This window comes from Pseudarthrobacter sp. KH_020_B (assembly GCF_057840185.1).
Map to the genome: position 1 here is coordinate 1,176,481 of NZ_CM174506.1, position 22,672 is coordinate 1,199,152.

Consider the following 22,672-nt stretch of genomic DNA (forward strand, 5'->3'; position numbering starts at 1 on the left):
TCAGCCGCCCCGCCCTTAAAGGCGGTATGCCCGTCGCTGACAGGCCTGCGGATGGCAGAAAAGCCGGCGGCAGCACCGCCGTCGGACTTTGTGCTGCCGAAAGCAGCCGCAGCATGCATGCTGGCTCGGCTCAAACCGGAGCTCGTGCCTGGGGTGACAAACCCGCCGGCGGCAGCACCGGCGTCGCAATTCATGCTGCCGAAGGCGGCTGAGGCTTCCGAAGCTCCAGGCGAACCGGAAGTAGGGCTAAGCAGCACCGCGGCATGCGTCCCAAGAGCCAAGCACCCGGTCCCTCCAAGCGCAGGGGTGGGCAGGCTGGCCGCCCCTGCATCCGCACCATCGAACCGCGCGATTCGAGGATCAGAAGCGCGACGCCGTCCCGGAGCCGGAGGGATTGCGTCCGAGCGGGACTCCGCTCGTGTCCGTCGCGATGCCCGATTGTCCGCTCGCTGTCCCCTGGTATGAGGGAATGCCGGCGATGACGCCCGTGGCGGGGGTACCGCTCTTCAAGGCTCCGAGTGTGATCGTGAGGGTCTTGCCGTCCGCGCTCAGCGAGACGGAGGACGCCCCGCGCGTGCCCGTCCCCTTGAAGGTGAGGTTTCCGCCGCTGCTCGTGGTGTAGTGGGCGCCGAGGTTGACGGTGCCGAAGTTGTTTGCCGTGCAACCCGTCGAGAGGGTCAGGGTGTCGTTGGGGGCGGAGGTGTTGCGGCTGATCAGCACGCTGACGTTGTTGCCACTCTGGGTCCACGGCCCCGTGGTGCTCGTCCAGGTGCTGCAGAACGAGCTCGGGCTCATCGGCTCGTTGAACACGACCACGATCTTGTCGTTGATGTCCGCTTTACCGGCGGTTCCGCCGTTCTGGAGCGTGACGGACACGACCCTCGGGCCGATGCGGCTCGTCGTCGTCGTCACGGTGCTGATGTTGCCGTAGACGTCCGTGGCCTGGGCCGAGAACGTGACCAGGCCCGAGTTGAGTTGGCTCAGGTTCATCGACGCGGACCAGTTTCCCGAGCCGTTCGCGGTTGCCGTGGCCGATAGGCTGTGATTCCCCGAATCGGTGGCCGTGAGCGCCACGGCTGCCCCTGGATCGGAGGTCCCCGCGAATGGCACGGCGGTCAGCGTGTCGCCCGTGATCTGGGACGGCACGCTCGTGAACTGCGGTGCCGTTGCGGTGGTCTTCTTCGTTCCGGTCTGCGCTGCGGACGCGCCGGTGTTGCCGGACGTGTCCGTCGCGGTTGCGGTGTATGTGAGCTGGCCGTCGCTCAGGCTCGTCAGGTTCAGTGCCGTTATGGACCAATACCCGGTTCCGGTCGCGGTCGCGGTCGCGGTGACGGTGTGAACGGCATCGGTGTCCGTGATGTTGAGCGTGACGGTCGCGTCGGCGTCGGCGCTGCCGCTGACCGTCGCGTACGTGACGGTCGCGGCGGTGACTGTGGCGGGTGCCGTCAGTGTCGGTTCGGCGGGGGGCGCGGTGTCCTTGGGGACCGTTGCCGTCGTCGCGGGGCTGACGTTGCCCGCCGTATCGGTTGCGGTTGCGGTGTATGTGAGCTGGCCGTCGCTCAGGCTCGTCAGGTTTAGTGCCGTTATGGACCAATACCCGGTTCCGGTCGCGGTCGCGGTCGCGGTGACGGTGTGAACGGCATCGGTGTCCGTGATGTTGAGCGTGACGGTCGCGTCGGCGTCGGCGCTGCCGCTGACCGTCGCGTACGTGACGGTCGCGGCGGTGACTGTGGCGGGTGCCGTCAGTGTCGGTTCGGCGGGGGGCGCGGTGTCCTTGGGGACCGTTGCCGTCGTCGCGGGGCTGACGTTGCCCGCCGTATCGGTCGCGGTGGCGGTCAGGGTCACGGTGCCGTCGTTGAGGCTCGAGACGTCGAGTGTCGGAAGGGACCAGGCTCCCGTCGAGCTGGCCGTGGCCGTTCCGCTCACGGCATGGCCCGCACCGTCGGACGCTGTGACACTCACGGTGCTCGCGGCCTGAGCGGTGCCGGAGATGGGCACGGCCGTGACGTTCGCAAGGTTGACGACGGAGGATGCGTCCATCGTGGGCGCCGGCGGTGGTGCCGGGCTGACCGTGATGGTGGAGCTGGTCGTGCTTGAGCCGGTGTCGTTGGTGGCGGTCAGGGTTGCGGTGTAGGTTCCGGCGGTGGTGTAGGTGTGGGCCGGGTTCTGCGCGGTGGACGTGCTGCCGTCGCCGAAGTCCCAGGACCACGACGTCGGCGCGTCGGTGGAGGTATCGGTGAAGGCCACGTCCAGCGGCGTGGTGCCGGAAGTGGGGGTGGCCGTGAAGGAGGCAACGGGCGGTGGTGCCGGGTTGACGGTGATGGTCGTGATGGTCGTGCTTGAGCCGGTGTCGTTGGTGGCGGTCAGGGTTGCGGTGTAGGTTCCGGCGGTGGTGTAGGTGTGGGCCGGGTTCTGTGCGGTGGACGTGCTGCCGTCGCCGAAGTCCCAGGACCACGACGTCGGCGCGTCGGTGGAGGTGTCGGTGAAGGCCACGTCCAGCGGCGTGGTGCCGGAGGTGGGGGTGGCCGTGAAGGAGGCAACGGGCGCCGGCGGTGGTGCCGGGCTGACCGTGATGGTCGTGATGGTCGTGCTTGAGCCGGTGTCGTTGCTGGCGGTCAGGGTTGCGGTGTAGGTTCCGGCGGTGGTGTAGGTGTGGGCCGGGTTCTGCGCGGTGGACGTGCTGCCGTCGCCGAAGTCCCAGGACCACGACGTCGGCGCGTCGGTGGAGGTGTCGGTGAAGGCCACGTCCAGCGGCGTGGTGCCGGAAGTGGGGGTGGCTGTGAAGGAGGCAACGGGCGCCGGCGGTGGTGCCGGGCTGACCGTGATGGTCGTGATGGTCGTGCTTGAGCCGGTGTCGTTGGTGGCGGTCAGGGTTGCGGTGTAGGTTCCGGCGGTGGTGTAGGTGTGGGCCGGGTTCTGCGCGGTGGACGTGCTGCCGTCGCCGAAGTCCCAGGACCACGACGTCGGCGCGTCGGTGGAGGTGTCGGTGAAGGCCACGTCCAGCGGCGTGGTGCCGGAGGTGGGGGTGGCTGTGAAGGAGGCAACGGGCGCCGGCGGTGGTGCCGGGCTGACCGTGATGGTCGTGATGGTCGTGCTTGAGCCGGTGTCGTTGCTGGCGGTCAGGGTTGCGGTGTAGGTTCCGGCGGTGGTGTAGGTGTGGGCCGGGTTCTGCGCGGTGGACGTGCTGCCGTCGCCGAAGTCCCAGGACCACGACGTCGGCGCGTCGGTGGAGGTGTCGGTGAAGGCCACGTCCAGCGGCGTGGTGCCGGAGGTGGGGGTGGCTGTGAAGGAGGCAACGGGCGCCGTATCACCACGGTCGTAAGAGTGCCAGTACCGGTTTGTGGCGTTCACATCGGCGAGCACCAGCAGATCGCTGTTGGCCGTGCCCCGCGCCGCACTGTTGAGGTTCTGCTTCGTTGACGTCACGTTGTGGACATACTGGTCGGCGTCGACGATACGAGCCGTCTTCGTCGCGGTGGTGAAGTTGATGTTATTCAGCGGCGTGGACTTCTCGTAGATCGCACCCCCCGAAGTGGTGCAGACACCAGCGTTCGTTGTGCCACTCGGCTTCGGATAGGTAGCGAAGGTACGCAGCCTCTGCGCGAACTCATCAATCAAGACGATCACCCGGTTCGGGCACTCCGAGACAGTCGCGATCGGGTGCGCCGACCAGGTCGTGCCATTCAATGCCAACAGCTGGATCAGCGGCTGGGGCGCGGACGTGAAGGACGTCTTGACGGCGGCGAAAACCCGGCCGCCCGAGGAGTCCAGCCACTTCAAGTTCATATGGTCATCGCTGCTGCCCTGCCCCGACACCGCCGCCACAGGCGCGCTCCAGTCGGTGTCCGACGCTCCATCGACGTGGTAGCTCCAGTACATGCCGTCCGTGGCGTCACCGACCTCCCGGCTCCACATCAGACCCATCTTGCCGGGTCCGAACGCGATCACAGCCGACGTGTCGTCCACAGACACGTTGCTCAACGACGCAGGATGCGGGAACGGCGTGCCCCATGTTGTGCCGTCCGTGCCGGTGACGTTCAGATAGATCTTGTTACCCTGCTGCCAGGTGGCCCACACCCGACCAGTCGAGTCCTTATCGATGGTCAGGGTCTCAACCTTGTAGTTGTTGATGTTTGTAGAGGACAGCAGCGAGTAAGTCTTGGTACTCGAGTTGTAGCTGTAACTTCGCATCGTCGTCGGGAAGTTCGGCTCAGCCGGCAGGGTGTCGGCGACGAACCGATAGCTCGCCACATACAACGTCGTCCCGTCCCACAACACGTCATGATGAGTGTTCGCCCGCGTGTCCGTCGCCACACCCGTATCGACCCACGAGCTCGCCGCGGCATTGAACCGGAAGATATGAAAATCCGAGCTGGCAGTGTCCCACAGGTTCCCCCACCAGAGCCCGTCGTTGAACCACAACCCGCTCGTCGCCCGCTTCGTACCCGTCGGCGTCCCCGTCCCCGAATGCGACGGACCCTCAACCCCAACATCACCCTCAGCAGCCGACGCCGCAACCGGCACCACCAGAACACCACCCAGCGCAAGCAGCAGCGCTGTCAGCAGTGCATGGAACCGCAGATTCCGCGACCCGCGTAGAACGTCGATCCCCTGGGCGAATGCCGTGATAACCGCGAGCAGGGTCTTTCTCATGGTCTCTTCCAATCATGAGCCGATGTGGACGCCGGTAGCTTGTTGTGGTGGCGACGGTGAGACCAAGCCGCGCCGATGCGGGCTTTTCCGGCGGATAGTGGATTCTTCGGTTGCCGCCGCTGATTTCAACTCGTGTGATCTCTGTTTCGCGAGGCGATGGTTTCTGATTCTTCTCCCTTCGATTTTTGTCACGACGCTTCCATCGAGTGTTTCGATGTTATTAAGGCCAAATGAGATTTGGTCAGTGTATGCCCGAGACAAGAGGCCAACCAGCGTGGTGAGGGGCTTCCCTGTACTCGTTTTCTCGCAGGCGCTACCCGTCTTTCAACCCGGACTACCCGCTCTTGGCTCAGGACCCAAGGCCGGATTATCTGGCGGTCCGGCGCCCACCCGCTACACCGGCTGGCTCTCCTGACTCGCCCACGCCCTCTCAGGCGCGCAGACCGCAGGGAGCCAAGCCCTGGCCCGCCGTGGGTGATGACAAGGAGTCGGAGTGGCGGCCAGGGGACTACGGTGCGGAACGCGTACCTGCGTCCGTGCCCGGCCCCGACGTTGGAACGAAGTTCCAGTCGAAAGACCCGTTGTCTCGAAGTGTCATCCGAAGGAACCCGTGAGTGTCGCTGAACCGCTTCACGATGTACGACGGACTGCTAGTGAAGGAGCGGAGATCGATACCTCCCGTGGAAACCTGGAACGCTGTCATCCCGTCACTGACGCACTGGTCAGCGTTGTTCACCGGACATGACCGTTCGTAGTTGTGCTGTGACCCTGACAGGGTCAGACGGACCCGGTGCTTCCACATCACGTCGATCCACGGCTTGTGGTCAGCGGCCCGCTCATGTTCGTTCGTGTTCGACGTGAAGTAGGGTTCGTGGTATGCGACTGCCAGGTGCTTACCCGCCGCCCTAGCAGCAGCGAGGTCGTTGTCCAGCCACGTCGTCAACGCCCGAGCCTGCGTGGGGTTGTACCGCCAGTGCGCGGACGACAGGAACGCGAAGTGCCAGTTCCCGAAGTCCTTCGAGTACGGTTCCCCGTTCCCGATGAACCCACGCTGCTGGTTGATCGCAGCCTTTTCCGGAGACCCCGGGCATTGGCCATCCATGAACTTGTCGAGGTCTTCGTTGCGGCCGGGTTGCCAGTCGTGGTTGGGGGCGGACACCCAGTACAACTTGGGCATCGTGCCACCCCACAGCGGCGTCCAGTACTTCACGTAGTCGTCGCAGTACGCGGTGTCGTACTGGAAATCCCCGAGCCCTAGGAACGCGTCGATCTCGTTGTTCTGCACGAGCCCGGTGATCGCCGCACCGTTCAGACCGGACGGGCTATCAGGCGCAGAGGTCTTGACGCCGTTCATGTCACCGACAGCGGCGATCCGAACATCAGGCGGCTCCGGAGCGCTGGCGCAACCCGCGACGGAGACCGCCAGAAGGGCTGCGGCGGTTGCGGCCACCCGCCGGAAGGATCTGAGACGAGGAAGTGCTGACTGCATCCGATAGCCCTTTCGAGAAGTCAGATGTGTCGGTACCCGAGGTACTCGGTGACCTCGAGGACGGAGCCGGGCGGAGGCGGCCCGTCCGGGTTCCACGTCCTGCTGGAGATGCCTCCCGTGATGAAGGTGCCCAGATGGTCTCCGTCCAGAAGGAGCGCGCCGTCCGGTGCCAGCACCCGGAGGCCGGTGATGTCCTCACCCCTGCTGCTGACGACGAACGACCCGTCATCCGCGGTGATCTGCAGTTCGTGACCGGCGAGTTCAGGGGTGCTGACGGGGCCGGGTTGGAACGGCACGCGGCTGGTGCGAAGGATGTTCTCTGCGAGCACCCGGAAATCGACAACGAGCGAGGTGAGGCTGCCGTCGGCGGCCAAACCCCAGTAGCACGGGTAGGTCCCGTCGCCGTACCCGCTCGTCACCATGACCGCATCCACTACCTCGCCGGCGAGACCAAACATTGTGCCCGGTGTGTCCATGAGCCGTTCCACGTGCTCTTGAAACATCGTCTCGACGCGCTGGGCTTGGCACTCCACCAGCGACCCGACGTCGAGGATGGCCACGTTGCCGGCATCGACCCCTACCCCGTGCGTGCCGTCGGTGAACGCGGCGGGATGCCAGCTGACCGCTGGCGCCTCAGAGAGCAACAGCCGTACCGCGACCGTCACGTCCGCCACCGTGGCAACTTCGACGGCATACGTCCCCGGCATGATCCGCCGCGCCAAGGGGACAAAGTGCTCGTCAACCGAACCCAAGTCCAAGACCGTGAGCACCCCGGAGGCGCAGGTGAGCTTGCCGAGGTGAAGGACCTCGAGCGGCGCCGGTTCGCCGAACGGTGCGACCACCCGGCCCGCCGTAAACAATCCCGGCAGGTCGAGTTCCAGGTGGGCTGGCAGGTCCGGCAGGGCGGCGTCGGGTGTTGCACCCTGCAAGAGCGCCTCGGCCCGGGGCGGATCGATCAACGGTGAGCCGGGCGGGTCGAGGAAGGTGGAGAGTTGGGAGATCCGCCAGCCGTCATCGCCCCGCAGCAGCCGGTACTCGTAGTAGAAGGTGGTGGTCCCTGCCGCTTGGATGACCGAGCGGACCGTCGCCGTGTCCTCCACGACCTCGACCCCGGTGATCTGCTCGGCGGACGGGTCATGCGCGGGACTGGAAGACAGTGCACCCTCCTGGCCGGTGCGGACTCCCGGGGTGCAATGGGTCGCGACGACGTCCGCCAACTCGTCGGCCCAGGCTTGGAACACCGCAGGGTCGAAAGAGAACATGCCCGGCGACTTGCCGGACCGCTGCCACCTCGTGTGGAAATCGGCCACGAAGGCCTCGATTCTGCCGCGAACCTCGTCCTGAGTCATGCGACACATCCTACGGCCACACGGTGACCCTTCTCGTGGACAGACACGATGTGCTGGCAAGGCATCAGCGGTGGCGCGGCTGGCAGAAAAGCTGGCCGCCCGCCGTCGTTATTTGACTACTCGCGGTCCATGCACACGATCATGGCCTTTACAGTTCGGGAATCGCGCGCCCCGGGAAGAGCGTCGAGTACTGCCGGCGATACATCCGCCGTCCGACGAGGCGATAGCCAACGCGGGCCGCTGCAGGCATTTCCTTGAAGAATTCCTCCCGCTCACCGGGCGGATTCGTGGCCAGCACCATCCCGAGGTAGGCGACCAGGAACTTCATGCTGAACTGGCTGGACCCGTGCTCTGCGGCCACAGTCAGTTCCTTTGCGGTCAGTACTTTGTCCACCGCTGGCATCACCTCCGTTACCTCACGGCGCAAGTGCACTTTAAGGACAGCCGACAGGTCCTCATACCGCTCAGCGAGGTCGTCTCGGGCCTCTGCCTCAGCAGTTTCCATCCAGCGCAATCGGACCGGCTCGATGTTCTCAAGCCGGCGTGCGACCTGCCGATGCTGCTCAAGCATCTGCTCAACGTGCAACGCACATGCCGGTGCCCGTTCCGCAAGCTGCGGGTACATCAGCAGGTCCTCGCCCTCGTGGTGGACGTGGAGGATCTTGTCGAAGTTCCCAAGCACTTCTCCCACGTATGCGGCGCGGGCTGTTTCGCCAGGCCCGGCGGAGCGCACTAGGCCGGGCGCCTCGTCATACGCCCAAAGAAACACACGGTGAACACGCCGCATGGCAGCCGACCCGGTGCAGAGGATGGGTCCCGGTGGCACAGGAGCTGCGGTCTCGCCAGGGTGGATGGTGAAGAAGTCGGTCATTCGATGGCCCCTTACGGTCGTCATGCGAGACCAGGACCTCACCCCGGCAGCATCGTAGCGTTTTGCCCTCATGCCACACAATGGCCCCACCAATTGTGGAGGTCCATCCATCACCCGGAGACGGCGGCGGGGTGCCGGCAGGAAAGCCGGCCACCCCGCCGTCGTTCTTGGGTTTCGACTTTCCATGCTGAGTGTTCGTCGAGGGGGTTCAGGTTCAGGCCCGACTGCACTACCTTTCTCCTATGGCCATGGGCAAGCAACGGTGCTCTGACCCCCTGCAGGAATTTCTACTCAGAAGGAGTGGGAAAGGTCATGAATCAACGAACCAAAATCTTCTTTGCTCTCGTCGTCTTGTTGCTGGTTGTTGGCGGGGCGGCACTTTTTTCCGTCGACAACACAAAAAGGAGCAGGGCCGCGGAGTACACCCCGCAGATCAACCCTGCCGATTTCACCACCGAAATTACCAATAGATACTTTGCCCTCCCCGTCGGCAAAAAAATGATTTACGAGACCACCGAGCAAGGAACCGTCACCGAGCGGATTGAAATCGAAATCCTGCAGGAGACCAAGACCATAGAGGGCTTTGAGACGGTCGTCTATCTGGATAAGGAATACAAGAACGGGCAGCTCGTAGAGGAAACCCGGGATTACCTGGCACAACACAAAAACGGTGACGTGTGGTACTTCGGCGAGGACGTGAACAACTACTGGAATGGGATGTTGCTGAACCACTCCGGCAGCTTTCTCCACGGAAAAGATGGGGCAAAAGCCGGCATCTGGATGAAGGCCGAGCAGCGCACCGGCGATTCCTACAGGCAGGAATTTTACGTTGGTCATGCAGAAGATATGCGGGACACCGTCGCTTCCGGCGAGACCGTCTCCACGAAAACCCGCACCTACACTGACTGCATCAAGGTTTACGACTGGACGCCGCTTGAAAAGAATTCCCGGGAGCATAAATATCACTGCCCGGAGGTCGGTGCCCTCGTCCTAACCGAGGACCTGCAGACAGGACGCCGGTCAGAACTCGTGAATGTTGTCCAGCCCTAGCCCGTACTCCCGGGTTTCGACAGGCTCAACCTCCGATAAGCCCCGGCGCGCCGTCTTGGATCGAGAAGGAGGCCTTCGTGCTGACGGGGGATCCCGGCGTCGTGACGTAGTCCAGCACCCGGAAGTCAGCGGTCATCGCGTCCTTGGTGATGCGGGTGTTCACGTAGCCGCGGTTGTCGTTGTAGAACTTCAGGTGCGGGTTCCAGGCCAGCCGTATTTGACCCTACCGAACCTCCGGATCCGGTGCGAGGATGATCGGATGCGGCCCGGCTGCCTGAGGACCCGGGCCCTGCGAGGACATTCATGTTCACCGAAGGGAAGGATCCATCATGAAGGCAGCACGTTTCCATGGCCGCGAGGACATCCGCATCGAGGATATTCCGGAGCCGGAACTCCGGGCCGGAGCAGTGAAGATCGACGTCGCGTGGTGCGGTATCTGCGGCAGTGACCTGCACGAATATCTGGAAGGCCCCATTTTCGTCCCCGCGCCGGGACATCCGCACCCGCTCTCCCACGAGGAGGCGCCGGTGACCATGGGGCACGAATTTTCCGGGACTGTCTCTGCACTCGGCGAAGGTGTGGAGGGGCTTGCGGTGGGGGACAACGTCGTCGTCGAACCCTATTTCGTGGACGGCACCTGCGACATGTGCCAGGCGGGCAGCTACCACCTGTGCCGGCAGATGGGCTTTATCGGGCTTTCCGGCGGCGGGGGAGGCCTCAGCGAGACGGTGGTGGTGGACAGGCGGTGGGTGCATCCCATCGGGGACATTCCCCTGGATGAGGCGGCCATGATCGAGCCGCTGTCCGTGGCGCACCATGCCGTGGCGCGCAGCGGCGCGAAGGCCGGCGATGTTGCCCTGGTGGGCGGGTCCGGGCCCATCGGGCTGCTGACCGCCGCCGTCCTCAAAGGCATGGGCGTGACCACCATCATCAGCGAACTCACCGCGGCGCGGAAGGAGAAGGCCATCTCCAGCGGGGTGGCCGACCACGTGCTTGACCCCAGCCAGGAGAACGTTCCGGCGCGGGTGCTGGAACTCACCGGCGGCACCGGTGCGGACGTCGCGTTCGAATGCGCGGGTGTGAACGCGGTGCTGGACACAATGCTCGACGCCGTCCGGCCTGGGGCCGTTGTTGTCAACGTCTCCATCTGGGGTGCTCCAGCCACCGTGGACATGCAGAAGCTGGTGCTGAAGGAGATCGACCTCCGCGGCACCATCGCCTACGTCGGGGACCACCCGGCCGTGATCAAGATGGTTCAGGAGGGCAAGGTGGACCTGAAGCCGTTCATCACCGGCAGGATTGCCTTGGACGACCTGGTGGAGCAGGGCTTCGACACCCTCATCAACCACAAGGACACAGCGGTCAAGGTGCTGGTGCATCCCTAGGGCCGCGGCCAGTTCCCCGAAGTGATAGTGCACTGGCCCTGTTCAGCGGGCTCGGGTTCAACCAAGATAACCAAATGAGAAAACTTCTTACAGCTGGTTTCGCGGCGGCGATGATGGCGTTCGGCGGAATCACCGTGGCCACGCCGGCCACGGCAGCTCCCCAGACATCACACGTCGCGGGGCAAATCCTCGTAAAGTTCCGCGACGACCGCGCGGCAGCAGGCGTCCTTCGCCAGCACGGGCTCAGCGAGGGCCCGGGCATCGGCAGCACGGGCGCCCGACTGATCAAAGTCCCGGCCGGCAAGGAACTTCAGCTCATCAGCGCCCTCAGCCGGAATCCCGCCGTCGAGTACGCCGAACCGGACGAGGTTGTTACCGCCGCTACCGATGGTACTTACTTCGAGCGCCAGTACGCCCTGCACAACGTTGGCCAGTCATTCACGAACACCTGGGGCACGCTGACCATAGCCGGCGGCGACGCGGACGCTGATGTGGACGCCGTCGAAGCGTGGGCGGTCACCAAGGGTGGCGGCACCAGGGTGGCCATCATCGATTCAGGCGTGGCGATCGACCACGAGGACATCTCGCAGAAGGTGGTTGCCCGGGCCAACTTCAGCGACAAGGTAATCCGGGCAGGTCATCCTGAGGACTACGACGGATATGGCCATGGCACGCACGTGGCCGGCATCGTTGCCGCCGCGGACGACAACACGATTGGTGTTGCCGGGGTGTGCCCGGAGTGCACCATCCTGGATGCCAAAGTGCTCAACGACGCGGGGACCGGTTCCTCCTCGCGCATCGCCAACGGCATCAACTGGGCCGTCAACAACGGCGCCAAGGTCATCAACATGAGCCTGGGCCAGCGCGTTTCCAACCGGACGCTCGAAGCTGCCGTCAACAACGCCTGGAATGCAGGCGTGGTGATCGTTGCGGCAGCCGGCAACGCCGGTACCCAGGCCAAGATCTACCCGGGCGCGTATCCCAACGTTATTGCCGTGGCCGCAACCGACAACAGGGACGCCAAAGCATCCTTCTCGACGTACGGCAAGTGGGTGGATGTCGCGGCGCCCGGGGTCAACGTGTACTCGACGTTCCCGAACCACTCCTTCGTCCTGGGTACGCAGAACGGCCGCTCCATGGGTTATGACATTGCCAGCGGTACCTCGATGGCTTCACCTATCGTCGCCGCTGTTGCCGCGCTCGCCTGGAGTTCACATGCCGGAGCCACGAAAACGTCGGTCCGGGCAAATATCGAAGCAACCGCTGATGACATTGGTGGCAACGGCACCTACTGGACGTACGGCCGTGTGAACGCGTACGACGCCGTGCGGTAGTTCGCTGCCTTGGCCAGCCGGAGCTCGTGGTTGTGGAGGTCCGGGTCGGCGACGGGCCCCCTTGCTGGAGTGCCGCCGTCGTAATCCGCTACGACGACGGCGACCCGTCCTGCACCGTCGATGTCACCTGGAAGTTGGAACCGTTTCCAGGTCTTCGGCATCGTTATCTGAATCGTTGGCCAAAGAGTCGGCAGCGGCTGCTTCGTTGTTCCGGTGCCCCGATTCGCGCTGGGAATAGAACCAGATGGGTATGTAGAGCGACAAAACGAGGAAGCCGAGCCAGGTTGAGGTCCAGCCAATCTCCTGGCTATTGAGGTAGACCACGCCGATCAGGCACAGAGGCAGGTTGAACAGGCCAAAGATCATGGCGACATTTTTCCAGCCCTTGGGCGCCTTGAAGGGTCGTTCCAGATTGGCGAAGGCCGGGTGCTTTTTGGCTCTGACGTAGGCGAAGAGGCTGATGCCGTTGGCACAGGTGTAGCCAATGGCGGCGGCCGCAAGAATTGCAGCCAGGGATCCCATGGAAATCAGGACCATGTTAAAGGCCGCGGTGACCAGCAAGGCGATAAAGGGAGTTCCGTGGCGATTCGTTTTGCCGAAGACCTTGGGAAGGTTGCCTTCCGTGGTCATGGAGTGCAAGGCCCGGGACGATCCCAGGTAAGCCGTTTGGATGATCAGGATCATGGCGGCGATCAGCATGATGATGGTGATGATTGAGCCGGCTTCGCCAAAGACAGCCTGGGCCACTGGAATCAGAGGCGATACAGGCTCCGCCATCACACCTTCAACACCAAGCACGCCGATTACTGAAGCCTGCACCAGTACGTACGAGAGGAAGCAGATGATGCCGCAGGCAAACAGTGCTTTCGGGACATCTTTGGAAGGGTTTTTGTATTCAGGGGCGTAGATGGCTGCCGTTTCCCAGCCGCAGGCACTCCACTGTGCGATCGCAAAGATGCCGAAGAGAATGAGGATGTGGTGCATGTCCCAGGCCCAGTCAGTGGGCCACCAGTTGCCGGTGATGTTGGCAAAGTCGACATGTCCTGTGGCAAAAGGCGCCACTGCCAGGATAATCAGCGGTATCAGGGATACGGCCGCCAGGATGTAGCCCAGGATGGCGCCATCCTTAAGTCCGAACCAGTTAACGATGAACAGTCCGGTGAAGATCAGCAGGCCTGAGATTAATGCGAGCTGATACTCGGTAAAGGTCTCGGCCAGAACCGGGAACAGCCCATGCAGGTAACCGCCGACCAGGATGGCGAAGATCGCCAGGACCGGGTTCCAGGCAAACCAGTAGCTCCAGGCGGAGAAGCCGCCGATCAGCTTGCCCTTGTCGTACTTGCCCTTGTAGTTTTCGGTGCGGAAGACATGCTGCGCGAAACCTGGCAGGCCGGAGGCCTTGGGAAAGGTGGTAGCCATCTCAGCATAGGCAGCGTTCTGTATGAAACCCTGGATGACCGACAACCCCCAGACCAGGATTGCTGCGGCAGCCATATACATCGGCAGGTAGCCCAACGATGGCAGTATCAGCAAGGGGACGCCAAGTGCTATGGCCAGGCCCTGCTTCCAGTTGATCGACCTTTCCAGGTGGCCAACGCCATCCGAAATATTTTTACTCATAACAGTCTCCTTAGACGACAAGCGTCTGGTCTTTTAGTGTGAATAACTAGATTCGTGAGTCTGAAGTGGCTGCGAGATGCATGCCATTCCGCGCGGTATATACCACCGTGAAAGGACGTGGAAATCCGATGCATGCGCGCGCATATGGACAGGCCCGTACATTCGTACATTGGAATCTTCAAACGTTGGAGGCTCGACTAACCCTGCAACCGCGATCTGCAGTTGCATGTATTACCGCAGGCGGGTATGAATTCTGGCGCGTGAATGTCCGCGCATGATTCGCAGAAATGCAGAAGCACTTGTGTCGTCTAGAATCGTCAGTTCGGTCGAACTGGTGTGGCGGATTTGGCCGAAGGTGGCGTGCAGGCGTCTCACCTGGAGCGACCGTGCATCAGTCTAAAAGCTCAGATTTCGTAGTATCGGAAGGAGTGCGACTCCGCGCCATCGGGGTTGGGGCCGTAGACGGTGACCATCCGGGCGTAGACGGGCGCCCAGTATCGGCCAAGTTGTCCGGGATTTACGCGTGCTGAGTCACCGGGCCTCAGGATGACAGTCTTGCCTTCACTCTCGACGTAGAGCTCGCCTGCCACGACGAAGTTCGTTTCGGAGTGGGGGTGGAAGTCTTCCCAGCCGCAGGCTTCCAATTCCCATTCCGAGAGTATGAAGTCCTCCCATCGGCCTACGGGATCCGCGTTGATAAACCGGCAGCGCAATCGCGGCCATTCGTCCTTCATGACCTTCATGGACTTCGCTGACCAGAGGTCGATCGTTTCCCCCGTCGTCAATGTCGGGGAGTGGGTGGCTGTGGCCATAGTCTTTCACCGTTCTTCAGTTGGAAGCCTGCTTAGGGAACTTTCGGTGAATCAAAAATCAGTTGCATCAACGTGATGTGGATCACGGATTTGAATACTTTGACATTGACAAGCGTCCCAGTCAAGGGTCCATGAGAAGGAATGTGGAACGTCCCCAGGCCTCGGATCCGAGCGTCAGCTCCCAAAAGAATCTCGTAGGAAACTTTTCCTGAACGATTGACTTGCACGGCCGTTCATGTGAAAGTCGGTGGACGAACAAACGTGATTCACTTCACACTGGTACAGCTCAAGGTGGAGCTCAACCGGTCCGTTGGAATCATGAATGTCGGATTTGCAGCCATTCCTCCCGGAGCCATAACCCGGTTTCAGAGGTCGCCTTCAATGCACTCCCTTATGCGCCAGAAGCGCCATCCCTCTGGCTATTTATGCCCTAAATGAACAGTTCTGAAGAACTCATCACCCAATTCACAGGAGAGACCATGGAAACCACCCTCGTAGGCACATTGAGCAAGGCCGGATCCATCCACAAGGTAGAAAACGGCTTCATCGGACTGCCGTCGATGAACGAGCCTGGGACGGTCGCTGCGATCGGCGACTCCCTTCACAACCCGGCCGGGTCGGTCATGTGCGCCGGCTTCTTCGAGCTGAAGGCCTCCGAACCCTTGGTGTACACGTACACCTACGACGAAATGAAGGTCGTCATCAAAGGTGAATTCATCCTCACGGACCAGACCACGGGCGACGTGACGCACGCGAGGGAACGCGATGTGCTGTTCTTCCCCAAGGGCACCACCGTCAAGTTTGAGACCCCTGAGTACGGCCTGGGGTTCTTCGCCGGCGACCGCACCTTCGCACCCTAGGACCACCCAGCGCAACCTAACTCACAACGCCGCTCATCGGCGGCCCATGAAATTTTGGAAGAGGAGAGCAGCATGACACTTCGAGTCGGAATTATCGGTGCAGGCCCCAGCGGAATGGCACAACTGCGGGCATTCGAATCAGCACGCCAAAAAGGGGCCGAAATCCCCGAAGTCATGTGCTTTGAGAGGCAGGACGAATGGGGCGGTCAGTGGAACAACAGCTGGCGTATTGGGCTGGATGCCCACGGCGAGCCGGTTCACTCCAGCATGTACCGCCACCTATGGTCCAACGGGCCCAAGGAGTGCCTGGAGTTCTCGGACTATTCCTTTGACGAGCACTTTGGCCGTCCCATTTCTTCCTTCCCTCCCCGCGAGGTTCTCTTCGACTACATCAAGGGCCGCGTGGAGAAGTCCGACGTCCGCAAGTACGTCCGCTTCAACAGCGTTGCGCGGCACACCAGCTACAACGCGGCCACCCAGGAATTCACGCTGACGGTGGAGGACCTCAAAACCAACCTCACCGAAACCCATGTGTTTGACAAGCTGGTGATTGCGACCGGACACTTCTCCGTCCCTTCAGTCCCTGAGTTCAAGGGCATCAAAACTTTCCCGGGTGAAGTCCTGCACGCCCATGATTTCCGCGGAGCCGAGCGGTTTTATGGCAAGAAGTTGCTCATGATCGGCAGCAGCTACTCCGCAGAGGACATTGGCATGCAGGCCCACAAGATGGGTGCGGCGTCCATCACCCTGAGTTACCGCACCACGTCTATGGGCTATGACTGGCCGGAAAATACGGTGGAACGCCCGCTCGTCACCCACTTCGAAGGCCGCACCGCACACTTTAGTGACGGCACCCAAGATGACTTCGACGCCGTCGTGCTTTGCACCGGATACCAGCACAAGTATCCGTACCTTCCCAGCGAGCTGTCACTGAAGTCGTCGAACGTGCTCTACCCGGGCAACCTCTACAAGGGCGTGGTGTGGCAACAGAACACCAACCTCTTCTACCTGGGTGCGCAGGACCAGTACTACACATTCAACATGTTTGACGCGCAGGCCTGGTTTGCCCGCGACGTCATGACTGGCGTGGTTGAGCTGCCGTCCCTTGCCGAGCGCCAAAAGGACATCGCTGCCTGGCTTGAGCGCCAGGCCGTGCTGCCACATCACGATGCCGAGGCCGATTTCCAGACGGACTACCTGCGGGAGCTCATCGAGGCCACGGATTACCCGTCCTTCGATCTGGACGCTGTTTGCCAGTTGTTCAAGGACTGGATGCACCACAAGGAGACGGACATTCTGGGATACCGCGACATGCTCCACCGCTCCGTGGTCACCGGCACAATGGCGACCAAGCACCACACCCGCTGGATCGATGCCATGGATGACTCCATGAAGCGGTATTTGGAAGGCCCCTCGCAGGATGTGGACACCGGCTCGCCTGCCGCAGTGGACGAGATCCTGGCCGCCAGGTAACTAGAGGGTTTTGGCGCTCCGGACCGTATCCTGGCTGTTGCATCGACAGCCGGGATACGGTCTTCGGCGGTAACCGTGGAGAGTGGGGAGTGGTCTATGCGGGTATCCGCTTCGGAACGAAAAGAACAGCTGATTGCAGCCACCGTTGAAATCATGCGCCGTGAGGGTGTTCAGTCGGTGACTATGCGGGCCATTGCCAAGGAGGCTAATGCTCCGCTGGCTACGGCTCATTACTGCTTCAGCGATAAAGACGAACTCATGGACAAGGCCGCCGAGGCTTGGTTAAAGAACCTGAGCCGTTTTTCCAGCGACGTCCCGGTCCATCTGGGTCTGCGTAAGGCTGTGGAACAAGTGGCCGAAGGCTACTGGCGCGCATTGGAGGAAGAGCCGGCCAGCATACTTGCTGAGATCGAACTCATTCTGTGGGCAACACGCAATGCCGCCGTCAGCCCGCTGGCTGCGAAAATTTATCCCGCCTATGAAGTGGAGTTGGGAAACATATTTTCTTCCGCCGCCCAGAGCAGCGGGGATCAGTGCCTCATAGGCTTTGCCACGCTAGTGAGGCTCTTTCTGATGATTTACGACGGAGCGGCCATTCAATACATGACCGACCCGAAGGCTCGCGATCACAGCGCCCAGTTTTTTATGATGGTTGATGCACTCCTGATCAAAGCCGGTGTCTAGGGCGGGTCTCCTCCGACGGGCGAAACAGCCGCGACCTCAACCTCAACCCCTGTGTCCTGGAGCTTCGGCACCGGACCCGGGTCGGCGCCGTCGTCCGTCACCAAAGTCCACGGCAGTGCGAGCCGCGGTCAAAGCTTATAGTCGGCCTGGTTCAGGCGCCCCGTCTTGTTTCCGCGCCGCCTCGTCGATCGCTTCCAACACCCGCGCGTTGTTTGCCGCATCCGTGAGATCGTAGCGGAGCGGCGTACCGTTCAGGACGCTGCCCGCGAAGTGTTCGCCCATCCGTACGAAGTGGTTTTCGCCCTTGAACTTGTGATAGACAGTGTCCTGCCCGAAGTGATGCTCCTCCAGGACCGAATCCTCCACCAAGAGCCCGAAAGGATTGTCGAGGTAGAGCCGGCCCTCGGTGCCCGTGAGTTCCAAAAAGTTGCGGCGCTCGAGGTTCACTCCCGTATCAAAAAGCGCGGTTGCGCTGCCGGGAAAGCGCAGCATGCCCGCAATGCTGGTGTCGATTCGACCTCCGTCGTTGGCATCGCGGTAGTTGCCAAAGGCGGCGACGTGAACCGGCTCCTGAGCCGTGACCATCCGGCTCATGTTGACGCAGTAGCACCCCGTATCGAAAAGTGCGCCGCCGCCGAGCCCGGTATACCAGCGGATGTTGTCGTCGCCGCCCGCATCGAAGGAGTGAGCGACGTGGACAAATGTCAATTTGCCCACCGCATTGGCCGCGAGCAGCTCTTGAAGCTTCTCGAAACGCGGGTGAAAACGGTACATGAAGCCCTCTAAGACTTTGAGCCCGGTCTCGTCCGCCTTGCGCGTGATCTCCTCGCACTCGGCGGCGCTCATCGCCAAAGGCTTTTCACAGAGGACGTGCTTGCCTGCGTCCAAGGATTTAAGAATCCACTCGACGTGCAGTGCATTAGGCAGCGCAATGTAGACAGCGTCGATGTCAGGGGCAGCGAGCAGCGCCTCATAAGAGCCAAACGCCTGTGGTACGCCGTGCTTGTCGGCGTACTCCTTAGCCTTTTCCTCGGTGCGGGAAGCGATACCTACGACCTCACCATTTTTCGTTTCCTGCAACGCCGGAACTGTCTTGCGGACGATGCGGGCGGTGCCCAGGACGCCCCAACGCAATTTCTCGCTCATTGAATTCTCCTTTTTTCACAACCTACCAAGCATTCGTAGGGTTCTGCGGCTACCAAGCGCTGATATGTAGATCACCGTCAAGAGGCATAGAACCACCGACGGGATCAATCACCGGCAGCCACTATCCAGGTGGGGCAGGCGGGCGCAAGATACCCCTATGAAAAGAATGGCGATAGCTAGTTTCGCGGCGCTGGTCCTGGGGTTTGGCGCAATCACCTTCGCAGTCCCGGGCAACGCGGCCACCCAGTCCCCGCACATCGCAGGGCAAATCATGGTCAAATTCCGCGACGCCGGCGCGGCGGCCGGCGTACTGCGCCAGCATGGCCTCGGCGAGGGCGCTGGTATCGGCAGCACCGGTGCTCACCTCATCAAAGTACCGGCCGGTAAAGAACTTCAACTCATCGGAGCCTTAAGCCGGAATCCGGCGGTTGAGTACGCCGAGCCGGACCAGCTCGTTACTGCCGCTACAGCTGACCACTATTTCGATCGCCAGTACGCACTGCGAAACACTGGTCAAGCATTTACGAACACCACCGGTTCGGTGGCTGTGGCCGGGGGCAAACCGGACGCCGATATCGACGCCGTCGAAGCGTGGGGCATCACCACCGGCAGCGGCATTAGGGTCGCCATTCTCGATACAGGCGTGGCAAGCGGCCACCCCGACATCGCACCAAAGGTTGTTGCGCGCGCGAACTTCAGTACTGCAGCAACCAGTGAAGACAAGTACGGCCACGGCACCCACGTGGCCGGCATCGTTGCCGCCACCGCCAACAACACGATTGGTGTTGCCGGCGTGTGCCCGGCTTGCACCATCTTGGATGGCAAAGTTCTCAATGACAGCGGATCAGGCTCCACCTCACACATTGCGTCCGGCATCTACTGGGCCGTCAGCAACGGTGCGAAGGTCATCAACATGAGCCTCGGACAGCACCTCCCCTCACGAACTCTCGAGACTGCTGTCAAATACGCATGGAAGAACGGTGTTGTCATCGTTGCCGCAGCTGGTAACGGCGGTACTCAGACCAAGCTCTACCCAGCGGCATATCCCAACGTTATTGCCGTCGCCGCAACCGACAACACCGACGTCAAAGCCTCCTTCTCAACCTACGGCGCCAAGTGGGTGGATGTCGCAGCGCCCGGTGTCGACGTCTACTCGACCTTCCCGACCGGCAGCTTCGTCATCGGGGAGCCGCCGGACGGCCGCTCCCCGGGGTATGACATCGCCAGCGGTACCTCCATGGCGGCACCTGTCGTCGCCGGCGTTGCCGCGCTTGCCTGGGGCTCCCAGGCTGACGCCACGAACGCATCAGTCCGCGCAACGGTCGAATCAACCGCCGACAAAATTGCCGGCACCGGAAGTTACTGGGCACATGGCCGCGTGAATGCTTGCAACGCCGTCGGCGGGCATTGTCCTTTGCCATGACGGGACTGCAGGACTGGGAAACCGGGAATGGCTCAGCGGCCTTGTCCGGTCAGATCTGGAATGCGCTCCGGACTAACGAAAGACAAGGCCGTGTTCAAGGAGTGGACCGACGAAGAGATGGTCCTTCGCCCTGGCGGCGATGAGTTTGGCGACGCAAAGATCGTGGGGCTCCAGACATAGCCCGGTTCGGCCGAGGGTGTTGGCGTTGTTGACCTTGACCAGGCGGTGCTCCCAGCCTGCTGGGAGCACCGCCGTATCCCGGCCGACGCCCTGGACGTAGAAGCCGTGAGTCTCATGGAAGTGGGACATTTCGCCGATGACGGCGTCCAGTTGAGTGGCCAGTGACTGGGCATCGTCGTCCTGCAATGGGGCGATGTCGACTTCTTCGGACCGCGTTGCCTCGGCGGGTAGTTCGTCCTCCGTGAAGGACCCAAGAATGGCCTGGCTGCCGATGATGAAGACAGCATCCTGCCGGATGATTTCTGTTGCCGCGCGGATCGCGTGCTCGAGTTCGCTACGCCGCACGCGCTGCCTTATGTATGGCGACCAGCCGCTCCTCCTGGGTGAGTACGCCAGCGAACGGCGTCATCTGACGAAGGTCGATTCCGCGTTCATCGGGCCGCAGCATGACATCCACGAGTCGGTTGAGATCAGCGCCGTTGACCAGCGCAGTCCACTCTGCGATCCAGCCTCGGGCGTGAGTATCGCCAGCCCGAGACGCCATCTTCTGCAGATTGGTTCTTGCTTTGCTGAGCACCGGCTGGGGATCTTCGCGAACTTTTTCGGCCACGGCACGGTGCAGCTCGTACGACACTCGGTCTTCACGACGGGTTAGGTGCGGCCGGCTTTCCTTGGCTTTTTCGAGCAGGCGCTGGCTCACCGAGGGACTTACGCCGATGACCTCTGCGATTTTACGGACGGACATCCCCTCCGCCGAAAGCGCGAACACCGCTTCGGCTCGCCGGCCGGAGGCAGCAATCATCTCAAGACGGGACTGTTCAGCTGCCACGGCAGCATCCTTGGCTTTGCGGATGAGCTCACCCGTCAACGTTGCTGACATATTTGTATCCTACCCCCATACTGTCGTCGCCATCTGCCTGGCCATCGCGGCAGGGGCCTTCCTCTTCGCCCTCATCGCCGCGTTCTCCACGCGACTTCACATCGCTCCGACCCGTCCTCGGCCAGCAGGCTTTATTGACTTTTCGAGACTTTATTAGAATTGAATAAAGTAAGATAATTCTTGTAAGATCGTTCAGATGGACCCCGTTAACAACCCTTACACCCCCAATGCGGGCGCTACTCCGGAAATTGTCATCGGACGTGATGAGTTCCTGAACGACTTCCGCGTGCTCTTGCGCAGACTCGACCGAGGCCGGACGGATCAGTCCATGATCGTTACCGGGCTTCGGGGGGTGGGGAAGACAGTCCTGTTGGGAGAGTTCCGCCAGATCGCCGAAGAGTTCAAATGGAAGGTTCTGGAGCTGGAGGCCAGCAAGCACGACGACGGTCATTTCCGTCAAACAGTGTATTCACAACTCCGGGCGGCACTTTTCCAGATTTCTCCGAAGGCAAAATGGGGAGAGAAAGCCAGAAAGGCCGCCCAGGTCCTGCAGTCCTTCGGCCTGTCCATCGATCCGTCATCCGGCGCACCTACTCCGTCTCTGGATGTGGCCCCTGCCGAAGGGTTCGCGGATCACGGGAATCTGAATATGGACTTGACTGACGTTCTCGTCTCTATAGGGGAGGCCGCCAAGGAGCACGGGACAGGGCTGGTTCTCTTGTTCGACGAAGTCCAGTTCCTGAGCCAAACGCAGTTGGAAGCCATGATCCAGGCCATCCACAAGACAGTGCAAAGAAAACTGCCGGTAACTTTTGTTGGTGCCGGACTGCCCCAGATCGCGGAGCTGGCGGGCGATGCTAAATCCTACGCCGAGCGGCTCTTTAAGTTCCCAAAGATCGGATCGCTTGACGTTGAAGATGCGGCGAAGGCTCTGGCTGAGCCCGCTCATCTTGAACGCGTCGATTTCACCGACGACGCACTGGTCCGGGCGTTCGAGCTGACTGAGGGCTACCCGTACTTCGTGCAGGAGCTGGGCTACCAGGTCTGGGCGGCGGCGGACGGTGATGTCATCACTCTCGAAGATGTTGAGGACGCGAAGGACGCATACGAAGCAAAGCTGGACTCCTCATTCTTCCGAGTCCGGCTGGACAGGGCCACGCAGCTGCAGATCGCCTACATGCGAGCCATGGCGCAGCTGGGTCCTGACTCCCAGAAAGCCGCGGATGTGGCCGCAGTTATGGGTCGTGAATCCACTCAACTGGCTCCCACACGCTCAGAGCTCATCAACATGGGTTTGCTTTACACTCCATCGCACGGTTACGCGGGATTTACGGTGCCTCACTTTGATCGTTTTATGCTTCGGGCTGTGCCGGACTTGGACGTTCCCCCGGTCCAGAAGCGGCGTGCGAGGCCGAAGGAATAACGACGTGATTCGGTGGGCGGGGCGTCGACGGTTTGACCGG

18 protein-coding genes and 1 pseudogene are annotated in these 22,672 nt (G+C 61.8%); 8 read left to right on the forward strand and 11 right to left on the reverse strand.

Features of this window, described 5'->3' with window-relative positions; translation table 11 throughout:
• Nucleotides 1–360: 360 nt before the first annotated feature.
• The 4 genes from AC3IT0_RS05645 to AC3IT0_RS05660 form a co-directional block, all read right to left on the reverse strand.
• The gene (locus tag AC3IT0_RS05645) at nt 361–4,653 is read right to left on the reverse strand and encodes a PKD domain-containing protein (protein ID WP_489322786.1); all 4,293 of its coding nucleotides are present in this window, start codon (nt 4,651–4,653) and stop codon (nt 361–363) included.
• Nucleotides 4,654–5,161: 508 nt separating this feature from the next.
• Entirely contained in the window at nt 5,162–6,142 is a 981-nt protein-coding gene (locus AC3IT0_RS05650; RefSeq protein WP_489322787.1) for a metallophosphoesterase family protein, read from the reverse strand.
• 20 nt (nt 6,143–6,162) lie between these two features.
• Nucleotides 6,163–7,491 carry a DUF4241 domain-containing protein gene (locus tag AC3IT0_RS05655; protein ID WP_489322788.1) on the reverse strand — a complete coding sequence of 443 codons (1,329 nt, stop codon included), beginning with the start codon at nt 7,489–7,491 and terminating at the stop codon, nt 6,163–6,165.
• 148 nt (nt 7,492–7,639) lie between these two features.
• Nucleotides 7,640–8,362, reverse strand: coding sequence for a hemerythrin domain-containing protein (locus tag AC3IT0_RS05660; protein ID WP_489322789.1), 723 nt, complete (start codon nt 8,360–8,362; stop codon nt 7,640–7,642).
• Nucleotides 8,363–8,674: 312 nt separating this feature from the next.
• Here AC3IT0_RS05660 and AC3IT0_RS05665 point away from each other — a divergent pair, with 312 nt between their 5' ends.
• Entirely contained in the window at nt 8,675–9,412 is a 738-nt protein-coding gene (locus tag AC3IT0_RS05665) for a hypothetical protein (protein WP_489322790.1), read from the forward strand.
• A 25-nt stretch (nt 9,413–9,437) separates the two neighbouring features.
• Here AC3IT0_RS05665 and AC3IT0_RS05670 read toward each other — a convergent pair.
• Nucleotides 9,438–9,623: pseudogene (locus AC3IT0_RS05670) on the reverse strand (alkaline phosphatase D family protein); the annotation flags it as partial.
• 118 nt (nt 9,624–9,741) lie between these two features.
• Here AC3IT0_RS05670 and AC3IT0_RS05675 point away from each other — a divergent pair.
• Nucleotides 9,742–10,797, forward strand: a complete 1,056-nt coding sequence (locus AC3IT0_RS05675) for a 2,3-butanediol dehydrogenase (RefSeq protein WP_489322791.1) — start codon at nt 9,742–9,744, stop codon at nt 10,795–10,797.
• A gap of 74 nt (nt 10,798–10,871) precedes the next feature.
• Nucleotides 10,872–12,131 carry a S8 family serine peptidase gene (locus AC3IT0_RS05680; protein ID WP_489322792.1) on the forward strand — a complete coding sequence of 420 codons (1,260 nt, stop codon included), beginning with the start codon at nt 10,872–10,874 and terminating at the stop codon, nt 12,129–12,131.
• On the opposite strand, the gene AC3IT0_RS05685 is transcribed toward AC3IT0_RS05680, so the two are convergent.
• The 3 genes from AC3IT0_RS05685 to AC3IT0_RS05695 all read right to left on the reverse strand — a co-directional run bounded on the left by AC3IT0_RS05685 (nt 12,086) and on the right by AC3IT0_RS05695 (nt 14,563).
• Complete coding sequence (locus tag AC3IT0_RS05685) at nt 12,086–12,292, reverse strand: hypothetical protein (protein WP_489323901.1); 207 nt, start codon at nt 12,290–12,292, stop codon at nt 12,086–12,088. The genes AC3IT0_RS05680 and AC3IT0_RS05685 overlap by 46 nt on opposite strands.
• Nucleotides 12,255–13,751: an APC family permease gene (locus AC3IT0_RS05690; RefSeq protein WP_489322793.1), complete on the reverse strand. Its 1,497-nt coding sequence runs from the start codon at nt 13,749–13,751 to the stop codon at nt 12,255–12,257. Before AC3IT0_RS05690 ends, AC3IT0_RS05685 begins: the two co-directional genes overlap by 38 nt.
• A 404-nt stretch (nt 13,752–14,155) precedes the next feature.
• Nucleotides 14,156–14,563: a cupin domain-containing protein gene (locus AC3IT0_RS05695; protein ID WP_489322794.1), complete on the reverse strand. Its 408-nt coding sequence runs from the start codon at nt 14,561–14,563 to the stop codon at nt 14,156–14,158.
• Between the two features lie 479 nt (nt 14,564–15,042).
• Here AC3IT0_RS05695 and AC3IT0_RS05700 point away from each other — a divergent pair, with 479 nt between their 5' ends.
• The 3 genes from AC3IT0_RS05700 to AC3IT0_RS05710 all read left to right on the forward strand — a co-directional run bounded on the left by AC3IT0_RS05700 (nt 15,043) and on the right by AC3IT0_RS05710 (nt 17,580).
• On the forward strand, nt 15,043–15,423 hold the full coding sequence (locus AC3IT0_RS05700; protein WP_489322795.1) for a cupin domain-containing protein: 381 nt from the start codon (nt 15,043–15,045) through the stop codon (nt 15,421–15,423).
• Nucleotides 15,424–15,495: 72 nt separating this feature from the next.
• Nucleotides 15,496–16,896, forward strand: a complete 1,401-nt coding sequence (locus AC3IT0_RS05705) for a trimethylamine monooxygenase (protein WP_489322796.1) — start codon at nt 15,496–15,498, stop codon at nt 16,894–16,896.
• Between the two features lie 96 nt (nt 16,897–16,992).
• On the forward strand, nt 16,993–17,580 hold the full coding sequence (locus AC3IT0_RS05710) for a TetR/AcrR family transcriptional regulator (RefSeq protein ID WP_489322797.1): 588 nt from the start codon (nt 16,993–16,995) through the stop codon (nt 17,578–17,580).
• A 135-nt stretch (nt 17,581–17,715) separates the two neighbouring features.
• Here AC3IT0_RS05710 and AC3IT0_RS05715 read toward each other — a convergent pair whose 3' ends face one another.
• Nucleotides 17,716–18,726, reverse strand: coding sequence for a Gfo/Idh/MocA family protein (locus AC3IT0_RS05715; RefSeq protein ID WP_489322798.1), 1,011 nt, complete (start codon nt 18,724–18,726; stop codon nt 17,716–17,718).
• Between the two features lie 166 nt (nt 18,727–18,892).
• Here AC3IT0_RS05715 and AC3IT0_RS05720 point away from each other — a divergent pair, with 166 nt between their 5' ends.
• Complete coding sequence (locus AC3IT0_RS05720) at nt 18,893–20,149, forward strand: S8 family serine peptidase (protein ID WP_489322799.1); 1,257 nt, start codon at nt 18,893–18,895, stop codon at nt 20,147–20,149.
• Nucleotides 20,150–20,221: 72 nt separating this feature from the next.
• Here AC3IT0_RS05720 and AC3IT0_RS05725 read toward each other — a convergent pair whose 3' ends face one another.
• Both AC3IT0_RS05725 and AC3IT0_RS05730 read right to left on the reverse strand, forming a co-directional pair.
• Nucleotides 20,222–20,674, reverse strand: a complete 453-nt coding sequence (locus AC3IT0_RS05725; protein ID WP_489322800.1) for a DUF6036 family nucleotidyltransferase — start codon at nt 20,672–20,674, stop codon at nt 20,222–20,224.
• Entirely contained in the window at nt 20,664–21,209 is a 546-nt protein-coding gene (locus AC3IT0_RS05730) for a hypothetical protein (protein WP_489322801.1), read from the reverse strand. The genes AC3IT0_RS05725 and AC3IT0_RS05730 overlap by 11 nt, the downstream gene beginning before the upstream one ends.
• 196 nt (nt 21,210–21,405) lie before the next feature.
• Here AC3IT0_RS05730 and AC3IT0_RS05735 point away from each other — a divergent pair, with 196 nt between their 5' ends.
• Nucleotides 21,406–22,632: an ATP-binding protein gene (locus tag AC3IT0_RS05735; protein WP_489322802.1), complete on the forward strand. Its 1,227-nt coding sequence runs from the start codon at nt 21,406–21,408 to the stop codon at nt 22,630–22,632.
• The last annotated feature ends 40 nt before the right edge of the window (nt 22,633–22,672 follow it).

Bases quoted from the DNA above. Each gene is read 5' to 3' on its own strand.
- AC3IT0_RS05645 (WP_489322786.1), bottom strand. From the start codon at position 4,653: ATGAGAAAGACCCTGCTCGCGGTTATCACGGCATTCGCCCAGGGGATC.
- AC3IT0_RS05650 (WP_489322787.1), bottom strand. From the start codon at position 6,142: ATGCAGTCAGCACTTCCTCGTCTCAGATCCTTCCGGCGGGTGGCCGCA.
- AC3IT0_RS05655 (WP_489322788.1), bottom strand. From the start codon at position 7,491: ATGACTCAGGACGAGGTTCGCGGCAGAATCGAGGCCTTCGTGGCCGAT.
- AC3IT0_RS05660 (WP_489322789.1), bottom strand. From the start codon at position 8,362: ATGACCGACTTCTTCACCATCCACCCTGGCGAGACCGCAGCTCCTGTG.
- AC3IT0_RS05665 (WP_489322790.1), top strand. From the start codon at position 8,675: ATGAATCAACGAACCAAAATCTTCTTTGCTCTCGTCGTCTTGTTGCTG.
- AC3IT0_RS05675 (WP_489322791.1), top strand. From the start codon at position 9,742: ATGAAGGCAGCACGTTTCCATGGCCGCGAGGACATCCGCATCGAGGAT.
- AC3IT0_RS05680 (WP_489322792.1), top strand. From the start codon at position 10,872: ATGAGAAAACTTCTTACAGCTGGTTTCGCGGCGGCGATGATGGCGTTC.
- AC3IT0_RS05685 (WP_489323901.1), bottom strand. From the start codon at position 12,292: ATGCCGAAGACCTGGAAACGGTTCCAACTTCCAGGTGACATCGACGGT.
- AC3IT0_RS05690 (WP_489322793.1), bottom strand. From the start codon at position 13,751: ATGAGTAAAAATATTTCGGATGGCGTTGGCCACCTGGAAAGGTCGATC.
- AC3IT0_RS05695 (WP_489322794.1), bottom strand. From the start codon at position 14,563: ATGGCCACAGCCACCCACTCCCCGACATTGACGACGGGGGAAACGATC.
- AC3IT0_RS05700 (WP_489322795.1), top strand. From the start codon at position 15,043: ATGGAAACCACCCTCGTAGGCACATTGAGCAAGGCCGGATCCATCCAC.
- AC3IT0_RS05705 (WP_489322796.1), top strand. From the start codon at position 15,496: ATGACACTTCGAGTCGGAATTATCGGTGCAGGCCCCAGCGGAATGGCA.
- AC3IT0_RS05710 (WP_489322797.1), top strand. From the start codon at position 16,993: ATGCGGGTATCCGCTTCGGAACGAAAAGAACAGCTGATTGCAGCCACC.
- AC3IT0_RS05715 (WP_489322798.1), bottom strand. From the start codon at position 18,726: ATGAGCGAGAAATTGCGTTGGGGCGTCCTGGGCACCGCCCGCATCGTC.
- AC3IT0_RS05720 (WP_489322799.1), top strand. From the start codon at position 18,893: ATGGCGATAGCTAGTTTCGCGGCGCTGGTCCTGGGGTTTGGCGCAATC.
- AC3IT0_RS05730 (WP_489322801.1), bottom strand. From the start codon at position 21,209: ATGTCAGCAACGTTGACGGGTGAGCTCATCCGCAAAGCCAAGGATGCT.
- AC3IT0_RS05735 (WP_489322802.1), top strand. From the start codon at position 21,406: ATGGACCCCGTTAACAACCCTTACACCCCCAATGCGGGCGCTACTCCG.